The following is a 16340-nucleotide window of genomic DNA, read 5'->3' as shown; positions in this document are numbered from 1 at the left end:
CGATAGGGGCCGGGCGCGGTGGCGGTCCCGCGTCCGGCCGCTCAGCCCCGCAGCGGTACGGCCGCCAGCTCGCCGACCGTCCAGGTCAGCGGCACGAAGACGGCCAGCAGCACGCCCGCGCGCAGCAGCGCCGCCGAGCGCAGGGCGGTCGGCGGGGCGCCGATCCGCAGCAGCGCCTCGGTGGTGCGGGCCCGGGACTGGCGCGACTCCAGGGCCGCGGTCAGCAGCGTCGCCGACGTGCAGCCCACCACCAGCGCGGCGCCCAGACCGGCCAGCGGCCCGAAGCCGGTGCCGAGGGCGAGCGCCGCCACCGCGCCGGAGCCGACCGCGCAGACCACGCCCAGCGGGCGCCCGATCCGGCGCGCCTCGGTCATCAGGACGCGGCCGGCGAGCAGCCGCACCGCGCCGGGGCGGACGAGCTGGAGCAGCCGCCCGCACGCGTGGGTCAGGCCGGGGCCCGCCATCGCGAGGCCCGCCGCGGTGAGGATCCAGCCGGCCAGCACTCCGCCGCCGCCGTCGCGGCCCGCGTAGGTCTCCAGGGCGAGGCCGACGGCGAGGAGGGACACGCCCCAGGGGAGCCCGGAGGGCTGCGTGGAGGGGCGTGGCGGGGTGGCCGTGGTGGTGCGGGGGCGCAGCGAGAGGCCGGCGGCGGTGGCCGCGACGACGGGCAGGATCGCCAGCAGGGTGAGCGCGGCGGGGACCGGCATGGGCTGGTCGGCGGCGAGCAGTTCGGCCGCCGCCCCGTCGAAGGGGAGCCCGGTGATGTCGCCGCGCAGGTGCAGGTAGAACAGCAGCGCGACGGCCGAGCCGAGGGTGCAGGCGACCGCCGTGGAGGCGGCGGCGAGCGCGGTGAGCCGGGCGGGGCCGAGGCCGACGGCGTCGAGGCCCTGCCGGGGCCGGGTGCTGGGGTCGGTGCGGGCGACGGCGACCGCGAACTGCGCCGTCGCGGCGAGCGGCAGCACGCACCACAGCAGGCGGACGCCGGAGGCGGCGGAGCGGTCGGGGTGCCCGACCGCGTAGCCGAGGGCGCACAGCAGGAGGAAGCCCACCCCGGCCGCCGCCGCCGCGACCGCGAGGCGGCGGAGCTGGACGAGGGGGTGGGTGCCGCGGACTAGACGGAGAGCGAGCACGCGGCGACGCCCTCCGCCCCGGTGGCCGGCGGTACGGAGCCGACGCGGCGTCCGTCGAGGAGGGCGACCGAGCGGTCGGCGAGGGCGGCGACCTCGGGGTCGTGGGTCGCGAGCAGCACGGTGATCCGGTGCGAGCGGGCGGCGGCGGTGAGGGTGCGCAGCACCTGGGCGCCGTCGGCGCGGTGCAGGGTGGCGGTCGGCTCGTCGGCGAAGAGCACCGAGGGGGTGGTGACGAGCGCGCGGGCGATCGCGATCCGCTGCCGCTGGGAGTGGTTGAGGGCGCCGGGGCGGCGGCGCGCGGCGGCGCCGATGTCGAGGCGGTCGAGCCATTCCAGGGCGCTGGTCTTGGCGGCGCGGTGGGAGATGCCGCGCAGCAGCAGCGGCAGGGCCGCGTTCTCCCAGCCGGTGAGCTCGGGGACCAGGCCGGGCTCGGGGTCGATCCAGCCGAAGCGCTCGCGGCGGACGCGCTCGCGCCGGGCGGTGCCGAGGGTGTGCAGGGGGGCGCTGTTGAACCAGACCTCGCCCTGCTGGGCCACGGTCTGGCCGGAGAGGCAGCGCATCAGGGTGGTCTTGCCGCTGCCGCGGGGGCCGGTGAGGGCGAGGATCTCGCCTTCGCGCACACCGAGGGAGACCCCGGTGAGGACCTCGGTGCCGCCCAGGGTGCAGTGCAGGGAACGCGCCCAGAGCACGTCGTTGTCCGGTGGGGCCATCGCGTACACCTCGATGCTGAATCCGACGGGGTCCGTTCCCCCGTCCGGGGGAACGAGGGGAGGGGCCTGTCGGTCACCGTAAGGATTCAGATCAGCTTGTACGGACAGCACGCGGCCCGGGTCGCCGCCATCCACTCGGATGGCCGCACACCCGGGCCGGGGTCACACCGTGAGGGCGGTGTGGCGCACGTCGAGACCTACAGCTTCGTCCACGCCTCGGTGAGGGTGTTGCGGAGGATCTGCTCGATCTCGTCGAACGTGGACTGGTCCGCGATCAGCGGCGGAGCCAGCTGGATGACCGGGTCGCCACGGTCGTCGGCACGGCAGTAGAGGCCGTTCTCGTACAGCGCCTTGGAGAGGTAGCCGTAGAGGACGCGCTCCACCTCCTCGTCGTTGAAGGACTCCTTGGTGACCTTGTCCTTGACGAGCTCGATGCCGTAGAAGAAGCCGTTGCCGCGGACGTCGCCGACGATCGGCAGGTCGTGCAGCTTCTGCAGCGTCGAGAAGAAGTTGCCCTCCTGGTCCAGCACGTGCTGGTTCAGGCCCTCCTTGTCGAAGATGTCGAGGTTCGCCAGGGCCACGGCGGAGGACACCGGGTGGCCGCCGAAGGTGTAGCCGTGCAGGAAGGTGTTGTCGCCCTTGTAGAACGGCTCGGCGATGCGGTCCGAGACGATGCAGGCGCCGATCGGGGAGTAGCCCGAGGTCATGCCCTTGGCGCAGGTGATCATGTCCGGGACGTAGCCGAACTTGTCACAGGCGAACATCGTGCCGAGGCGGCCGAAGGCGCAGATCGTCTCGTCGGAGACGAGCAGCACGTCGTACTGGTCGCAGATCTCGCGGACGCGCTGGAAGTAGCCGGGCGGCGGCGGGAAGCAGCCGCCGGCGTTCTGCACCGGCTCCAGGAAGACGGCCGCGACGGTGTCGGGGCCCTCGAAGAGGATCTGCTGCTCGATCTGGTCGGCGGCCCAGCGGCCGAACGCCTCGGGGTCGTCGCCGTGGATCGGGGCGCGGTAGATGTTGGTGTTCGGCACCTTGTGCGCGCCGGGGACCAGCGGCTCGAAGGGGGCCTTCAGGGCCGGCAGGCCGGTGATGGACAGGGCGCCCTGCGGGGTGCCGTGGTAGGCGACCGCACGCGAGATGACCTTGTACTTGGTGTGCTTGCCCTGCAGCTTGAAGTACTGCTTGGCGAGCTTCCACGCGGTCTCGACGGCCTCGCCGCCACCGGTGGTGAAGAAGACCTTGTTCAGGTCGCCGGGGGCGTAGTCCGCCAGACGCTCGGCGAGCTCGACGGCCTTGGGGTGCGCGTACGACCACACGGGGAAGAACGCGAGCTCCTGGGCCTGCTTGTACGCGACCTCGGCCAGCTCCTTGCGGCCGTGGCCGGCGTTCACCACGAACAGGCCGGCGAGGCCGTCGAGGTAGCGCTTGCCCTTGTCGTCGAAGATGTAGGTGCCCTCACCGCGGACGATGGTGGGGACGGGGTTGTTCTCGTACGACGACATGCGGGTGAAGTGCATCCACAGGTGGTCGTAGGCGGTTTTCGAGAGGTCCTGGCTCACGGCTATCGGGTTCCCCACATATAGGTCTGCTTCTTGAGCTTCAGGTAGACGAAGCTCTCGGTGGAGCGCACCCCGGGGAGGGTGCGGATGCGCTTGTTGATCACATCCAGGAGGTGGTCGTCGTCCTCGCAGACGACCTCCACCATCAGGTCGAAGGAGCCCGCGGTCATCACCACGTACTCGCATTCGGCCATCGCGGTCAGCGCCTCCGCGACCGGATCCAGGTCACCCTCGACGTTGATGCCGACCATCGCCTGCCGCCGGAAGCCCACGGTGAGCGGGTCGGTGACGGCGACGATCTGCATGACGCCCTGGTCGAGCAGCTTCTGGACGCGCTGTCGTACGGCGGCTTCGGAGAGGCCGACGGCCTTGCCGATGGCGGCGTAGGGACGGCGACCGTCCTCCTGGAGCTGTTCGATGATCGCCAGGGAGACGGCATCGATCGTCGGGGACGAACCGGTTCCGGTTCTGGAGTCTGTGCTTCGACTGGCCACGACTTCACTGTGCACCGAACCTCGTCGTTCTTGCAACCCCGGAGTGATGAAATTCGTTGTTTGGAGGGCTTGAACACACGGAATCCGAAGTTGACGGGGATCCGGCCTGTTGAAAGCGTCTGTGAACCGACTAGGCTGAGGTGTCTCGCTCAGCGGGACGCCGCACGACGGAGTGCGGGAACAGAACGTGACAGGAGGGGTGGCAAGTGACCACCGAGCTGCGGCGGCTGCGCAACTACATCAACGGCGAGTTCCGGGACGCGGCCGACGGCCGCACGATCGACGTGATCAACCCTGCCACCGGTGAGGTGTACGCGACCTCCCCGCTGTCCGGCCAGGCCGACGTCGACGCCGCCATGGAGGCCGCCGCGGCGGCCTTCCCCGCCTGGCGCGACACTACGCCGTCCGAGCGCCAGAAGGTCCTGCTCAAGATCGCGGACGCCTTCGAGGAGCGCGCCGAGGACCTGATCGCCGCCGAGGTCGAGAACACCGGCAAGCCGGTCGCCCTCACCGCGAGCGAGGAGGTCCCGCCGATGGTGGACCAGATCCGCTTCTTCGCCGGTGCCGCCCGCCTGCTCGAGGGCCGCTCGGCCGGCGAGTACATGGAGGGCATGACCTCGATCATCCGCCGCGAGCCGGTCGGCGTCTGCGCCCAGGTCGCGCCGTGGAACTACCCGATGATGATGGCCGTGTGGAAGTTCGCCCCGGCCCTCGCCGCGGGCAACACGGTCGTCCTCAAGCCCTCCGACACGACCCCCGCGTCGACGGTCCTGATCGCCGAGATCATCGGCCGGATCGTCCCCAAGGGCGTCTTCAACGTCATCTGCGGCGACCGCGAGACCGGCAAGGCCATGGTCGAGCACCCGACCCCGGCGATGGCCTCCATCACCGGCTCGGTGCGCGCCGGCATGCAGGTCGCCGAGTCCGCCGCCAAGGACGTCAAGCGCGTCCACCTGGAGCTGGGCGGCAAGGCGCCGGTCGTCGTCTTCGAGGACACCGACATCGAGAAGGCCGTCGAGGACATCTCCGTCGCCGGCTTCTTCAACGCCGGCCAGGACTGCACGGCCGCCACCCGCGTGCTCGTCCACGAGTCCATCCACGACGAGTTCGTCGCCGCGCTCGCCAAGGCCGCCAGCGAGACCAAGACCGGTCAGCCGGACGACGAGGACGTGCTGTACGGCCCGCTGAACAACGCCAACCAGCTCCAGCAGGTCAGCGGCTTCATCGACCGCCTGCCGGCGCACGCCAAGGTCGAGGCGGGCGGCCACCGGGTCGGCGACAAGGGCTACTTCTACGCCCCGACCGTCGTCTCCGGCCTCAAGCAGGACGACGAGATCATCCAGAACGAGGTCTTCGGCCCGGTCATCACGGTCCAGTCCTTCACGGACGAGGCCCAGGCGCTGGAGTTCGCCAACGGCGTCGAGTTCGCCCTGGCCTCCTCGGTCTGGACGAAGGACCACGCCCGCGCCATGCGCATGTCCCGCTCGCTCGACTTCGGCTGCGTGTGGATCAACACCCACATCCCGCTGGTCGCCGAGATGCCGCACGGCGGCTTCAAGAAGTCCGGCTACGGCAAGGACCTGTCGGCGTACGGCTTCGAGGACTACACGCGCATCAAGCACGTCATGACCTCCCTGGGCTGACCGAGCCCGCCCCGCGCGGCCCCGGCACCTCGACCACCTGCCCCAGGTGATCGACAAGGTGTCGGGGCCGCGCCGTCCCGGTCGACGTACCGTCCATTGCAGCTGGTCGCCCCGGGCGACCATGCTGTCCGGGTGAGAGCCAGAGCAATCGACCCCGCCCGCCTGAACCCCACCCGCCGCGCCCTGCTGCGGGGCCTCGGCGGTGCCGGCGCCGCCGCGCTCCTCGCCGCGTGCGGGGTGCCCGCCGCCTACGTCGACCCGGAGGACCGGGCCGGGCGGGACCTCTCCGACCGGGACCGGGTGCTGCACTTCGCGAACTGGCCGCTCTACATCGACACCGATGACGACGACAAGTCGAAGCGGCCCACCCTGGACGCCTTCCGGAAGCGGACCGGGATCTCCGTGCGCTACACGGAGGAGATCAACGACAACGACGAGTTCTTCGGCAAGGTCGGCCCGGCCCTGATGAACCACCAGGAGACCGGCCGGGACCTCATCGTGATCAGCGACTGGATGGCCGCCCGCTACGTGCGCCTCGGCTGGGTCCAGGAGATGGACCGGGCCGCGCAGCCCCACGTCGCGAAGAACCTCGACCCGCTGCTGCGCAACCCCGCCTTCGACCAGGGGCGGCTGCACTCGGTGCCCTGGCAGTCCGGGATCACCGGCATCGCGTACAACCGCAAGAAGCTCGGCCGGGAGATCCGCTCCACCAAGGAGCTGTGGGCCGACGACCTGCGCGGCAAGGTCACCCTGCTGTCCGGGCTCGACGAGTCCTTCTCGCTGCTCATGCAGGGCATGGGCGTCGACGTGACCCGCTGGACCGCCGACGACTTCCACGCGCTGTGCGAGCAGATCGAGGGCCTGGTCCGCCGCAAGCACATCCGCCGCTTCACCGGCAACGACTACATCAAGGACCTGTCCACCGGCGACGTGCTCGCCTGCCAGGCGTACTCCGGCGACATCATCCAGCTCCAGGCCGACAACCCGGACATCGAGTTCGTCGTGCCCGAGGAGGGCGCCGAGCTCTGGGCCGAGTCCCTGATGATCCCCAACCTGGCCCAGCACAAGCGCAACGCCGAGAAGCTCGTCGACTACTACTACGAGCCCGAGGTCGCCGCCGACCTCGCCGCCTGGGTCAACTACGTCTGCCCGGTCCCCGCGGCCCAGGCCGTCCTCGCCGACTCCGGTGACGAGGAGCGGGCCGCGCTCGCCGAGGACCCGCTGATCTTCCCGGACGACGCGATGCGGGCGCGGCTCGCCATCGCGCGGGACATCGGCGCGGACGAGCGGGCCGAGTTCACCAAGCGCTGGAACGCGATCGTCGGCCTGTGAGGACGGGATCCCGGCCCCGGCGGAGCGCCTCCGCCGGGGCCTTTCCGCGCTCCCGTTCCGCCGGAGCGGGACCCCCTTTTTGAACATGTTCATGAGGGGCGTACGCTGCCCTCATGAGCGACACGAACGGGCCCAGAGCCCTTCTCACGCGCATCCGCGTCTGGCTGGTCGTCTTCATCGTCTGCCTGGTGCTCAGCGGCGCCACGGCCTTCCCGCTCGTCACCGAACTCCGCCTGCTCGACGGCGCCCTGGACACCTGGGCCGCCCCCGTCGCCGACACCCTCCCCGGCCTCGCCGAGTGGATCTCCCGCGTCCGCGCCGGCATCGAGGGGGCCGACGCGACGGCCCCGTACCTCCTCTACGGCACCGACTGGCTGGCCTTCGCCCACCTCGTCATCGCCGTCGCCTTCTACGGGCCCTACCGCGACCCGGTCCGCAACATCTGGGTCATCGAGTTCGGCATGATCGCCTGCGTCGGCATCATCCCGCTCGCCCTCATCTGCGGACCCGTCCGGGGCATCCCCTTCTGGTGGTCCGTCATCGACATGTCCTTCGGCGTCATCGGCATCCTGCCGCTCCTCGCCGTCCGCCGGCTCATCAAGCGGCTGGAAGCCCTCCAGCGGGCCGCCGGGTCGCCGCCCGCCGCGCCGGAGCTCACTTCGACGGCGGGCCGTACGTCGCCAGCATGAGGTTCAGCGCCGTCCGGTTCATGTCCTGGCCCTTGGCGTCCGTCGCGTTGACGCTGTACACCAGCGTGCGGGCGCCGTCACGGGTCGAGGCGATCGCGGTGGTGTAACCCCAGCGGCTGCCCGTCTTGCCCCACACCTCGCGCCCGCCCAGCCTCATCATCGACAGGCCGACCGAATACGCCGCCGGAGCACCGGACTTGACGTCCGCGACCTTCGGCAGGGTGAACATCTCCTCCAGCAGCGGCCCGCGCACCACCCGGCCCGCGAACAGGGCCTTCGTGAAGCGCTCCAGGTCCGCCGTGGTGGAGATCAGGTCCCCGGCCGCCCAGCCCTCCGTCGGCCCCCACGCCGTCACGTCCCGCAGCTCCGTCGACCCGTCCGCCCGCGTCATCACCTGGTAGCCATGGTTGTGCCGGCCCTCGATCCGGGGGCTCCGGCCCGGCAGATACGTGTCGCGCAGCCCCAGCGGGCCCAGGATCCGGGCGCTCACCTGGTGCTCGTACGAGTCACCCGTCACCCGCTCGATGACCAGACCCGCGATCGTGTAGCCGATGTTCAGATAGTGCTGCTTCTCGCCCGGCGCGAACTCCCTCGGCTGCGCCGTCGCCGAGCGGACCAGATCCCTCGGGTCGTGCCGCGTGAAGCGGTTCGCGTACCACTCCTCGACCGTCTCCCCGGGCAGCTCCGCCGCCGGGATGCCGTGCGTGTGGTTCAGCAGCTGGCGCACCGTCACCTCGCCGTACGCCGCCGGGATCAGCTCCGGCAGATACGAGCGGGCCGTCCGGTCCAGGTCCAGGCGGCCCTCGCCCGCCAGCTGCAGCGCCACCGCCGCCGTGAACACCTTCGTCACCGAACCCGCCCGGAACCGGCCGCCCGGGTCCGCCGGACGGTTCGTCCGCAGGTCGTGCACGCCCGCGCTGCCCTGCCAGACGCCCTCCGTGCCGCCGACTCGCACCAGGGCCGCCGTCGCGTCCCCCGACGGGAGGGCCGCGATCGCCCGCTCCAGGGCGGCCGTGTCCAGGGGCGCGGTGGCCGTGGCCGCCGCGGGCGCCGGTGCCGCCAGCGCCGGGAGGACCGACGGGCCCGCCGCCACTCCCAGGACCAGCGCGGCGGCCAGCAGCGTGCGGGTGGTGTTCCTCATGGTCAACTCCGGTGGTGTGAGCCGTTGTTCTCGATGGCTCCATCCTGCTGACCAGCGGCGATTCGCGGATCGCCCGTGGTGGGGGTTCCGCCGCTCCGGCTTTCTCGCCGGTGCGGGGGAGTCAGGCCCGCCGCGGCTCCCCCTCGCGGGGGAGGCCCGCCGCCACCAGGCCCGTCTCGTACGCGCAGATCACCGCCTGCACCCGGTCCCGCAGCCCCAGCTTCGCCAGCACGTTCCCCACATGCGTCTTCACCGTGTGGTCGCTCACCACCAGCTCCGCCGCGATCTCCGCGTTCGACAGGCCCCGCGCGAGCAGCAGCAGCGTCTCCCGCTCCCGGCCCGTCAGCACCTCCAGGCGCGCGTCCGCCGACGCGTCCGGGCGGCGTCCTGGCCCCGCTGTGTACTGCTCCACCAGCCGCCGCGCCACCGACGGCGCCAGCAGCGCCTCGCCCGCCGCCACCACCCGCACCGCGTGCACCAGATCGTCCCGGCGCACGTCCTTCAGCAGAAAGCCGCTCGCGCCCGCGTGCAGCGCCTCGTACACGTACTCGTCCGCGTCGAAGGTCGTCAGGATCACCGTCCGGCACGCCGACTCCGCGCTGATCAGCCGGCACGCCTCGATCCCGTCCATCACCGGCATCCGGATGTCCAGCAGCGCCACGTCCGGCCGCAGCCGCCGCACCGCCTCCACCGCCGCGGCCCCGTCGCCGACCTCCGCGACCACCTCGATGTCCTCCTGCACGTCCAGGATCAGCGCGAAACCGCTCCGCACCAGCTCCTGGTCGTCCGCGACCACCACCCGCAGCGTCATCCCCGTACCCCTCGTGCCACTCGTGCTTCTCGTACTTCTCGTACTTCCAGCGGGAGCACCGCCCGCAGTTCGAAACCGCGCCCGTCCGGGCCCGGGCCCGCCGACGCCGTGCCCCCGTGCGCCGCCGCCCGCTCGCGCACGCCGACCAGGCCGTGCCCGCCCGAACCCCCGGGGCGCGGCCCCCGGCCGTCGTCCGTCACCCGGACCTCCACCTCGTCCCTCCCGTACCCCAGGCACACCGACACCGTCGACGCCCCCGCGTGCTTCACCACGTTCGTCAGCGCCTCCTGCACGATCCGGAACACCGTCGCCCCCGTCGCCGCCGGCAGCGGGCGCACCGTGCCGTCCGTCGCGTACCGCACGTCCAGGCCCCCGCCCCGCACCCGCGCGACCAGCTCCGGCAGCCGGTCCAGGCCGGGCTGCGGGTCCCTCGGCGCCGGGCCGCCGTCACCGTCGCCCTCCCGCAGCACGCCCAACATCCCGCGCAGTTGCCGCATCGCGTCCCGGCCCGTCTCCGAGATCGCCTCGAACGCGGCCTCCGCCCGCTCCGGCGCCCGGCGCACCGCCAGCGGGCCCGCCTCCGCCTGCACCACCATCAGGCTCACCGCGTGCGACAGGATGTCGTGCATCTCCCGCGCGATCCTGGCCCGTTCACGCGCCGCCGCCTGCTCCGCCTCCACCCGGTTCGCCCGCTGCCGGGCGTCCGTCAGCCGCCCGAACGCGTACGCCGCGCCGAACACGAAGAGGGAGAAGGTCAGTTCGCGCGCCGACTGCGTGTTCAGCCACACCGACACCGGCACCGCCACGAACAGCAGCACCCCCGTCACCAGCCGCTTCCACGGCGCCGACAGGACCGCCACCGTGTACACCGACACCAGGCCCGTGTACGGCAGCGGCTGCCCCGGGCCCTCCAGCGCCAGCTTGTACAGCGCGCTCGTCGCCAGGACCGCGAGCAGCACCGCCACCGGTGCCCGGCGGCGCCACACCAGCGGCACCACCGTCAGCGTCGTCAGCCCGTACGCCGGCCACGTCGCCGGCTCCAGCTCCGGACCGCGCGGCACGACGAACGGCATCGTCATCGCCGCCTGCACCAGCAGCGCCAGGGCGATGTCCACCGCCCACGGGTTCGCCGCGGCCCAGGTTCTCAGGCGGTCGCCGTTGGTCCTTATGTTCATTTTCTTTGGTTCCCCCGTGCTCTTTCTCTTTTAGTTCTTGCGGGCCACCGCCCCGTACTGCGCCACCTCCGGCGCCTGGGGCGCCCGCCACCTCGCGCACGACACGATGCCCGGCTCCAGCAGCTCCAGGCCCTCCAGGAACGACGCGAACTCCGCCCGGCTCCGCGCGGTGATCGGCGGCGTCGCGTGCGCGTTCCAGAACTCCATCGCCGCCACGTTCGCCTCGCCGCCCAGCTCCGCGTCGTACGTCGGATGCGTCAGCACCAGATGGCTCCCGGGCGGCAGCGCCCCCATCACCGTGCGCACGATCCGCCCCGCCTCCGCCGTGTCCAGCACGAAGTTCAGGATCCCCAGCATCAGCACCGCCACCGGGCGCCCGAAGTCCAGCGTCCGGCCCGCCGCCGCCAGGATCTCCTCCGGGTCGTGCGCGTCCGCGTCCACGTACTCCGTCACGCCCTCCGGCGCGCTCGTCAGCAGCGCCCGCGCGTGCGTCAGCACGATCGGATCGTTGTCGACGTAGACCACCCGGGCGTCCGGCGCCACCCGCTGCGCCACCTCGTGCGTGTTGTCCGCCGTCGGCAGCCCCGTCCCGATGTCCAGGAACTGGCGGATCCCCGCCTCCGCCGCCAGATACGTGACCGCCCGGCCCAGGAACGCCCGGTCCGCGCGCGCCACTTCACCGATGCCCGGATGGAAGGACGTCACCCGGTCGCCGACCTCGCGGTCCACCGGGTAGTTGTCCTTGCCGCCCAGCCAGTAGTTCCACACCCGCGCGTTGTGGGCGATGTCGGTGCGGATCCTGTCGTTCATTCACGGCCCTTTCGCAGCACGCCCGCGAGGGTGTCGATCCGGTTGGTCGTGATCGAGTCCACCCCGGCGCGGATCAGCTTACGCATCGACCTCGCGGTGTCCGGCGTCCAGGCCGACACCAGCAGGCCGTCCCCGTGCACCCGCTCCACCAGCTCCCGGTCCGCCAGGCCGAAGCGGTAGTTGAGCCAGCGCGGGCGCACCGCGTCCAGCAGCGTCCGCCGGGGCGGGACCAGCGTGTTCCACGTCAGCGCGATCTCCGCCGCCGGGTCCGCCGCCCGCACGTGGAGCATCGCGACCGCGCCCGCGCAGTAGTACACCCGCTCGCCCGCGCCCGACTCGCGGACCGTGCCCACGATCCTGCGCACCGAGCGCTCGTTCCCGCCCGGCAGGTCCAGCATCAGGCGGTGCGGGCCGGCCGCGATCAGGGCCTCCCGCAGGGTCGGGACGCCGCCCTCCGTGAGCTCCTCCACGTCCGTCGCCGTCAGCGACGCCAGCGGCTGGTCGACGCCCCACAGACGCTTCAGGGTGTCGTCGTGGAGGAGGACGGGGACGTCGTCCCGGGTGAGCCGGACGTCGATCTCCACCGCGTCCGCGCCCCGCTCGATCGCCGAGACGATCGAGGGGACGGTGTTCTCGCGGACGCGGTACGGGTCGCCGCGGTGGCCTACGACAGTGACGGGGTTCATGCCGTCCATTCTGCTCGGGCCCGCGCCCCGTGCCCCGGTCAGCGCGCCAGCCACTGCTCCGTGTACGCGTCGATCTCCTCGGTGATCCGCGCCTTGCCGGCCTCGTCCAGGAACGACGCCTCCACCGCGTTCTTCGCGAGGGCCGCGACGCCGCGCTCGTCCAGTCCGAGGAGCCGGGCCGCGACCGCGTACTCGTTGTTCAGGTCCGTGCCGAACATCGGCGGGTCGTCGCTGTTGATCGTCACCAGCACGCCCGCCTCCACCATCCGCTTCACCGGGTGGTCCTCCAGGCGCTCCACGGCCCGGGTGGCGATGTTCGAGGTCGGGCAGACCTCCAGCGCGATCCGGTGCTCGGCCAGGTGCTTCAGGAGCTCCGGGTCCTGCACCGCGCTCGTGCCGTGGCCGATGCGCTCGGCGCCCAGGTCGTTCAGGGCGTCCCAGATCGTCTGCGGGCCCGTCGTCTCGCCCGCGTGCGGGACCGAGCGCAGGCCGGCCTCGCGGGCGCGGTCGAAGTACGGCTTGAACTGCGGGCGCGGCACGCCGATCTCCGGGCCGCCGAGGCCGAAGGAGACCAGGCCCTCCGGGCGCAGCTCCACCGCCAGGCGCGCGGTCTCCTCCGCCGCCTCCAGGCCCGCCTCGCCGGGGATGTCGAAGCACCAGCGGAGGATCACGCCGAGCTCGGTCTCGGCGGCCTTGCGGGCGTCCTCGATCGCCGCCATGAACGCGTGCTCGTCGATGCCGCGGCTGGTCGAGCTGTACGGGGTGATCGTCAGCTCGGCGTAGCGGATGTTCTGCCGGGCCATGTCGCGGGCGACCTCGTACGTCAGCAGGCGCACGTCCTCCGGGGTGCGGACCAGGTCCACCACCGACAGGTACACGTCGATGAAGTGCGCGAAGTCCGTGAAGACGAAGTAGTCGCTCAGCGCCTCCGGGTCCGTGGGGACCTTCGAGTCCGGGTGACGGGCGGCGAGCTCGGCGACGATGCGGGGCGACGCGGAGCCGACGTGGTGGACGTGGAGCTCGGCCTTGGGGAGGCCGGCGATGAAGGGAAGCAGGTCGGTCATCGGGTCATCGTAGGCCGAGGCGGTCCGCCGGAAGAGGGAGGTCGTAGCATGGATCGACCACGATGGGGGAGGCCCTATGTCCGAAAACAGCGATCAGCCGGTGGACCCGTGGGCTCCGCCCGGCCCGGACGGCGTACAGCTCGGCAAGGCCGCGACGCCTCCGGTCCATGACCAGAACACCGTGATCTCGATGCCCGGCGCCGGTGCCGGCGAGGTCGCGCCGCCGCCGGTGGCGCCCGGTGGCGCCTACGGGTATCCGGCGCCGGCCGCGCCGCCCTCGTACGGCTATCCGCCCTCCTCGCCCTACCCGGCGTACGGGCAGCCGGGGTGGCAGCAGGCGCCCGCCAACGGGATGGGCACCACCGCGATGGTGCTCGGCATCGTCGCCGTCGTCGGCTTCTGCTTCTACGGGCTCGGCGTCGTGCTGGGTGTCCTGGCGCTGATCTTCGGCATCATCGGGCTGAAGAAGGTGAACCGGGGCGAGGCCAACAACCGGGGGATGGCCATCGCCGGGATCGTGCTCGGGGGGGTGGGTGTTCTCGTGAGTGCCGTTTTTCTCGGGTTCATCATCTGGGCCATCACCATGGATCCCGGGTCCATGGAGGGGGCTGACGATCCGTTTGCCACCTCGCTCGTCCTTGGGCGGTAGTGCCTTGAGGTGAGGCTTGGGGTGGGTGCGCGGGGGACGGGCAGGGGGCCGCGTTCCTGACTGCATGATTTACGGCGCGGGACGGGTGCGGGCAGAGCGCGGGCCCTTGTTCCGCGCCGCAAATCACGCTTTACGTCTGGAACGCGGCCCCCTGCCCGTCCCCCGCTTCTGTTACCGCAGGCGCTCCCTGGCTGCCATCAGCGCGAAGCCCAGGAGGTTCTTGCCGCGCCAGCGGGCCGGGTCCTGTGCCCTGGGGTCGTCCGCCGTCATGCCGATGCCCCATACGCGGTCCATCGGGCTCGCCTCCACCAGGACTCGGGTGCCTGTGCCCAGGAGGTAGGTGCGGAGGGCGTCCGTTGACGTGAACTTGTGCACGCTGCCGGTCGTCACGATCTCCAGGCGGTTCTCCTCCCAGGTGCGCTCCTCGAAGTTCCGGACCAGGCGGCCCGCGTTCTTCGCCTGTGCGGGAGTGGGGGCCGAGAGGATTGCCTGTTCGGCTGCCGTGTCGCCGAACAGGCGGGCCTTCTCCGCCATCATCCAGTGCTCGGCCGTCGCGTAGTGTATTTCGTCGATCACGAAAGGCGACGGCCACCATTGGCTCAGGCAGCTTGCCGAGAGTTGTCCGGTGGGGTGTGGGCGGTGGCCCCAGAAGTGCAGCCACTTGACGCGCTCACCCCGTCTGACCTGGTCAATCAGGTGCTCCAGATCCTTCATGCATGTCACCCTTTCACCCGCCACTGACACTCCGTACGGCAATTTCCTGTTGTTCTCGACACATGGTCGACCGATTCCGTCGCGTAACCAAAAGGCAACAACGGAATCACTTGTTGCACCCGTATGTCTCTGTCAGGATCGGCACTCAATTCGAGCTGGAACTACGGAGAGCGTCATGGGCAACCGCTTCCAGGTGTCGGACCGTTTCGCGGACGGCGCGCAGTACATCGGGGGGCGGCTCCGCCCCGGAACCTCAGGGCAGGAGCACAGCGTCATCGACCCCGCCACGGGGGAGAGTGTCTTCACTTATCAGTTGGCCTCGGTGGAGGACGTCGATCTCGCCGTCGCCGCCGCCAAGGCCGCCTTCCCGGGCTGGGCCGCCACCACCCCGGGGGAGCGCTCCGAGGCGCTGCACCGGTTCGCCGGTGTCCTCGCCGCGCGGGCCGAGGAGTTCGCGGTGGTCGAGTCGCTCCAGTGCGGCAAGCCCATCAAGCTGACCACCGAGTTCGACGTGCCCGGCACGATCGACAACACCGCCTTCTTCGCCGGTGCCGCCCGTCATCTCCAGGGGCAGTCCGCCGCCGAGTACGACGGTGATCACACGTCCTATGTGAGGCGTGAGCCGATCGGGGTCGTCGGGTCCATCGCGCCCTGGAACTATCCGCTTCAGATGGCCGCCTGGAAGATCCTCCCGGCGGTCGCCGCGGGTAACACGATTGTTCTCAAGCCGGCCGAGCTCACGCCGCTGACCTCCCTGATGTTCGCCCAGGCCGCCACCGAGGCCGGGATCCCCGACGGGGTCATCAACGTCGTCAACGGGGCCGGGCGGGTCGTCGGCGAGCACCTGGTGGGGCATCCGGATGTCGTGATGACCTCGTTCACCGGGTCCACGCCCGTGGGCAAGCGGGTCGCCGAGGTCGCCACCGCCACCGTCAAGCGGCTCCACCTGGAGCTCGGCGGCAAGGCCCCCTTCGTCGTCTTCGACGACGCCGACCTGGAGGCCGCCGCCCACGGCGCCGTCGCCGCCTCGCTCATCAACAGCGGGCAGGACTGCACCGCCGCCACCCGCGCCTATGTGCAGCGGCCCCTCTTCGACGCCTTCGTGGCGCGGGTCGCCGAGCTCATGGAGAGTGTGCGGCTCGGGGATCCGTTCGACTCGTCGACTGATCTCGGGCCGCTGATCAGTCATGTGCAGCGGGACCGGGTCGCCGGGTTCGTCGAGCGGGCCCGCGCCTACGCCACCGTCGTCACCGGCGGCGAAGCCCCTGGTGGGGCGCTGAAGGACGGGGCGTACTATCGGCCCACCCTGATCACCGGCGCGGCGCAGGACAGCGAGGTCGTGCAGTCGGAGATCTTCGGGCCGGTCCTGGTGGCCCTGCCGTTCGACAGCGACGACGAGGGCATCCGGCTCGCCAACGACACCCCCTACGGGCTCGCCGCCTCCGCCTGGAGCCGTGACGTGTACCGGGCCAACCGGGCCACCCGCGAGATCAAGGCCGGCTGCGTGTGGGTCAACGACCACATCCCGATCATCAGCGAGATGCCCCACGGCGGCACCAAGGCGTCCGGGTACGGAAAGGACATGTCGGCGTACTCCTTCGAGGAGTACACGCAGGTCAAGCACGTGATGTTCGACAACACGGCGGTCGCCGCGAAGGACTGGCACCGCACGATCTTCGGGGACCGATAGCAGTCAGCCGTCCGACCAGCGGCGAACCCATCCCGAAAGGGCA

The 16340-nt window shown here is 71.4% G+C and carries 16 protein-coding genes; 5 read left to right on the top strand and 11 right to left on the bottom strand.

Translation table 11 applies throughout. The features are described from left to right. Window positions 1-41: 41 nt before the first annotated feature. From AB0C99_RS17025 to AB0C99_RS17010, 4 genes are all read right to left on the bottom strand, one after another. Window positions 42-1130: a hypothetical protein gene (locus tag AB0C99_RS17025; protein WP_362475569.1), complete on the bottom strand. Its 1089-nt coding sequence runs from the start codon at window positions 1128-1130 to the stop codon at window positions 42-44. Continuing rightward, window positions 1112-1840, bottom strand: coding sequence for an ATP-binding cassette domain-containing protein (locus tag AB0C99_RS17020; RefSeq protein WP_362475567.1), 729 nt, complete (start codon window positions 1838-1840; stop codon window positions 1112-1114). Before AB0C99_RS17020 ends, AB0C99_RS17025 begins: the two co-directional genes overlap by 19 nt. 197 nt (window positions 1841-2037) lie before the next feature. Beyond that, window positions 2038-3417 (bottom strand): aspartate aminotransferase family protein, encoded by a 1380-nt coding sequence (locus tag AB0C99_RS17015; protein WP_362475565.1) that lies wholly within the window; start codon window positions 3415-3417, stop codon window positions 2038-2040. After that, on the bottom strand, window positions 3402-3908 hold the full coding sequence (locus tag AB0C99_RS17010; RefSeq protein WP_132918998.1) for an Lrp/AsnC family transcriptional regulator: 507 nt from the start codon (window positions 3906-3908) through the stop codon (window positions 3402-3404). Before AB0C99_RS17010 ends, AB0C99_RS17015 begins: the two co-directional genes overlap by 16 nt. Window positions 3909-4099: 191 nt before the next feature. On the opposite strand from AB0C99_RS17010, the gene AB0C99_RS17005 reads away from it, so the two are divergent. The 3 genes from AB0C99_RS17005 to AB0C99_RS16995 all read left to right on the top strand — a co-directional run bounded on the left by AB0C99_RS17005 (window position 4100) and on the right by AB0C99_RS16995 (window position 7557). Continuing rightward, complete coding sequence (locus tag AB0C99_RS17005) at window positions 4100-5536, top strand: gamma-aminobutyraldehyde dehydrogenase (RefSeq protein WP_362475563.1); 1437 nt, start codon at window positions 4100-4102, stop codon at window positions 5534-5536. 132 nt (window positions 5537-5668) lie between these two features. Next, a complete protein-coding gene (locus AB0C99_RS17000; RefSeq protein WP_362475561.1) occupies window positions 5669-6868 on the top strand; it encodes a spermidine/putrescine ABC transporter substrate-binding protein in 1200 nt (399 codons plus the stop codon). A gap of 113 nt (window positions 6869-6981) precedes the next feature. Continuing rightward, window positions 6982-7557 carry a hypothetical protein gene (locus AB0C99_RS16995; RefSeq protein ID WP_362475559.1) on the top strand — a complete coding sequence of 192 codons (576 nt, stop codon included), beginning with the start codon at window positions 6982-6984 and terminating at the stop codon, window positions 7555-7557. Here AB0C99_RS16995 and AB0C99_RS16990 read toward each other — a convergent pair. The 6 genes from AB0C99_RS16990 to AB0C99_RS16965 form a co-directional block, all read right to left on the bottom strand. Beyond that, the gene (locus AB0C99_RS16990) at window positions 7523-8698 is read right to left on the bottom strand and encodes a serine hydrolase domain-containing protein (RefSeq protein ID WP_362475557.1); all 1176 of its coding nucleotides are present in this window, start codon (window positions 8696-8698) and stop codon (window positions 7523-7525) included. The two genes, AB0C99_RS16995 and AB0C99_RS16990, sit on opposite strands and share 35 nt — an antisense overlap. A 121-nt stretch (window positions 8699-8819) precedes the next feature. Continuing rightward, window positions 8820-9509, bottom strand: coding sequence for a response regulator transcription factor (locus tag AB0C99_RS16985; RefSeq protein ID WP_362475555.1), 690 nt, complete (start codon window positions 9507-9509; stop codon window positions 8820-8822). Continuing rightward, a complete protein-coding gene (locus AB0C99_RS16980) occupies window positions 9506-10684 on the bottom strand; it encodes a histidine kinase (protein WP_362475553.1) in 1179 nt (392 codons plus the stop codon). The genes AB0C99_RS16985 and AB0C99_RS16980 overlap by 4 nt, the downstream gene beginning before the upstream one ends. A gap of 30 nt (window positions 10685-10714) precedes the next feature. Next, the gene (locus AB0C99_RS16975; RefSeq protein ID WP_362475551.1) at window positions 10715-11494 is read right to left on the bottom strand and encodes an SAM-dependent methyltransferase; all 780 of its coding nucleotides are present in this window, start codon (window positions 11492-11494) and stop codon (window positions 10715-10717) included. Continuing rightward, complete coding sequence (locus AB0C99_RS16970) at window positions 11491-12180, bottom strand: glycerophosphodiester phosphodiesterase (RefSeq protein ID WP_362475550.1); 690 nt, start codon at window positions 12178-12180, stop codon at window positions 11491-11493. Before AB0C99_RS16970 ends, AB0C99_RS16975 begins: the two co-directional genes overlap by 4 nt. 38 nt (window positions 12181-12218) lie before the next feature. Continuing rightward, window positions 12219-13244: an adenosine deaminase gene (locus AB0C99_RS16965; protein ID WP_362475548.1), complete on the bottom strand. Its 1026-nt coding sequence runs from the start codon at window positions 13242-13244 to the stop codon at window positions 12219-12221. A gap of 76 nt (window positions 13245-13320) precedes the next feature. Here AB0C99_RS16965 and AB0C99_RS16960 point away from each other — a divergent pair, with 76 nt between their 5' ends. Further along, window positions 13321-13893: a DUF4190 domain-containing protein gene (locus AB0C99_RS16960; RefSeq protein ID WP_362475546.1), complete on the top strand. Its 573-nt coding sequence runs from the start codon at window positions 13321-13323 to the stop codon at window positions 13891-13893. Between the two features lie 171 nt (window positions 13894-14064). Here AB0C99_RS16960 and AB0C99_RS16955 read toward each other — a convergent pair whose 3' ends face one another. After that, complete coding sequence (locus AB0C99_RS16955) at window positions 14065-14607, bottom strand: NADAR family protein (protein WP_362475544.1); 543 nt, start codon at window positions 14605-14607, stop codon at window positions 14065-14067. Window positions 14608-14782: 175 nt separating this feature from the next. On the opposite strand from AB0C99_RS16955, the gene AB0C99_RS16950 reads away from it, so the two are divergent. Further along, on the top strand, window positions 14783-16297 hold the full coding sequence (locus AB0C99_RS16950) for a gamma-aminobutyraldehyde dehydrogenase (RefSeq protein WP_362475543.1): 1515 nt from the start codon (window positions 14783-14785) through the stop codon (window positions 16295-16297). Window positions 16298-16340 lie beyond the last annotated feature (43 nt).

Source organism: Streptomyces sp. NPDC048659, from assembly GCF_040650575.1.
GTDB lineage: Bacteria > Actinomycetota > Actinomycetes > Streptomycetales > Streptomycetaceae > Streptomyces.
This window is presented reverse-complemented; position numbering and strand designations above follow the sequence as displayed.

Coding starts and splice junctions, on each gene's coding strand:
- AB0C99_RS16955 (WP_362475544.1), bottom strand. CDS start 14,607: ATGAAGGATCTGGAGCACCTGATTGACCAGGTCAGACGGGGTGAGCGC.
- AB0C99_RS16960 (WP_362475546.1), top strand. CDS start 13,321: ATGTCCGAAAACAGCGATCAGCCGGTGGACCCGTGGGCTCCGCCCGGC.
- AB0C99_RS16970 (WP_362475550.1), bottom strand. CDS start 12,180: ATGAACCCCGTCACTGTCGTAGGCCACCGCGGCGACCCGTACCGCGTC.
- AB0C99_RS16995 (WP_362475559.1), top strand. CDS start 6,982: ATGAGCGACACGAACGGGCCCAGAGCCCTTCTCACGCGCATCCGCGTC.
- AB0C99_RS16985 (WP_362475555.1), bottom strand. CDS start 9,509: ATGACGCTGCGGGTGGTGGTCGCGGACGACCAGGAGCTGGTGCGGAGC.
- AB0C99_RS16980 (WP_362475553.1), bottom strand. CDS start 10,684: ATGAACATAAGGACCAACGGCGACCGCCTGAGAACCTGGGCCGCGGCG.
- AB0C99_RS17020 (WP_362475567.1), bottom strand. CDS start 1,840: ATGGCCCCACCGGACAACGACGTGCTCTGGGCGCGTTCCCTGCACTGC.
- AB0C99_RS16975 (WP_362475551.1), bottom strand. CDS start 11,494: ATGAACGACAGGATCCGCACCGACATCGCCCACAACGCGCGGGTGTGG.
- AB0C99_RS16990 (WP_362475557.1), bottom strand. CDS start 8,698: ATGAGGAACACCACCCGCACGCTGCTGGCCGCCGCGCTGGTCCTGGGA.
- AB0C99_RS16965 (WP_362475548.1), bottom strand. CDS start 13,244: ATGACCGACCTGCTTCCCTTCATCGCCGGCCTCCCCAAGGCCGAGCTC.
- AB0C99_RS16950 (WP_362475543.1), top strand. CDS start 14,783: ATGGGCAACCGCTTCCAGGTGTCGGACCGTTTCGCGGACGGCGCGCAG.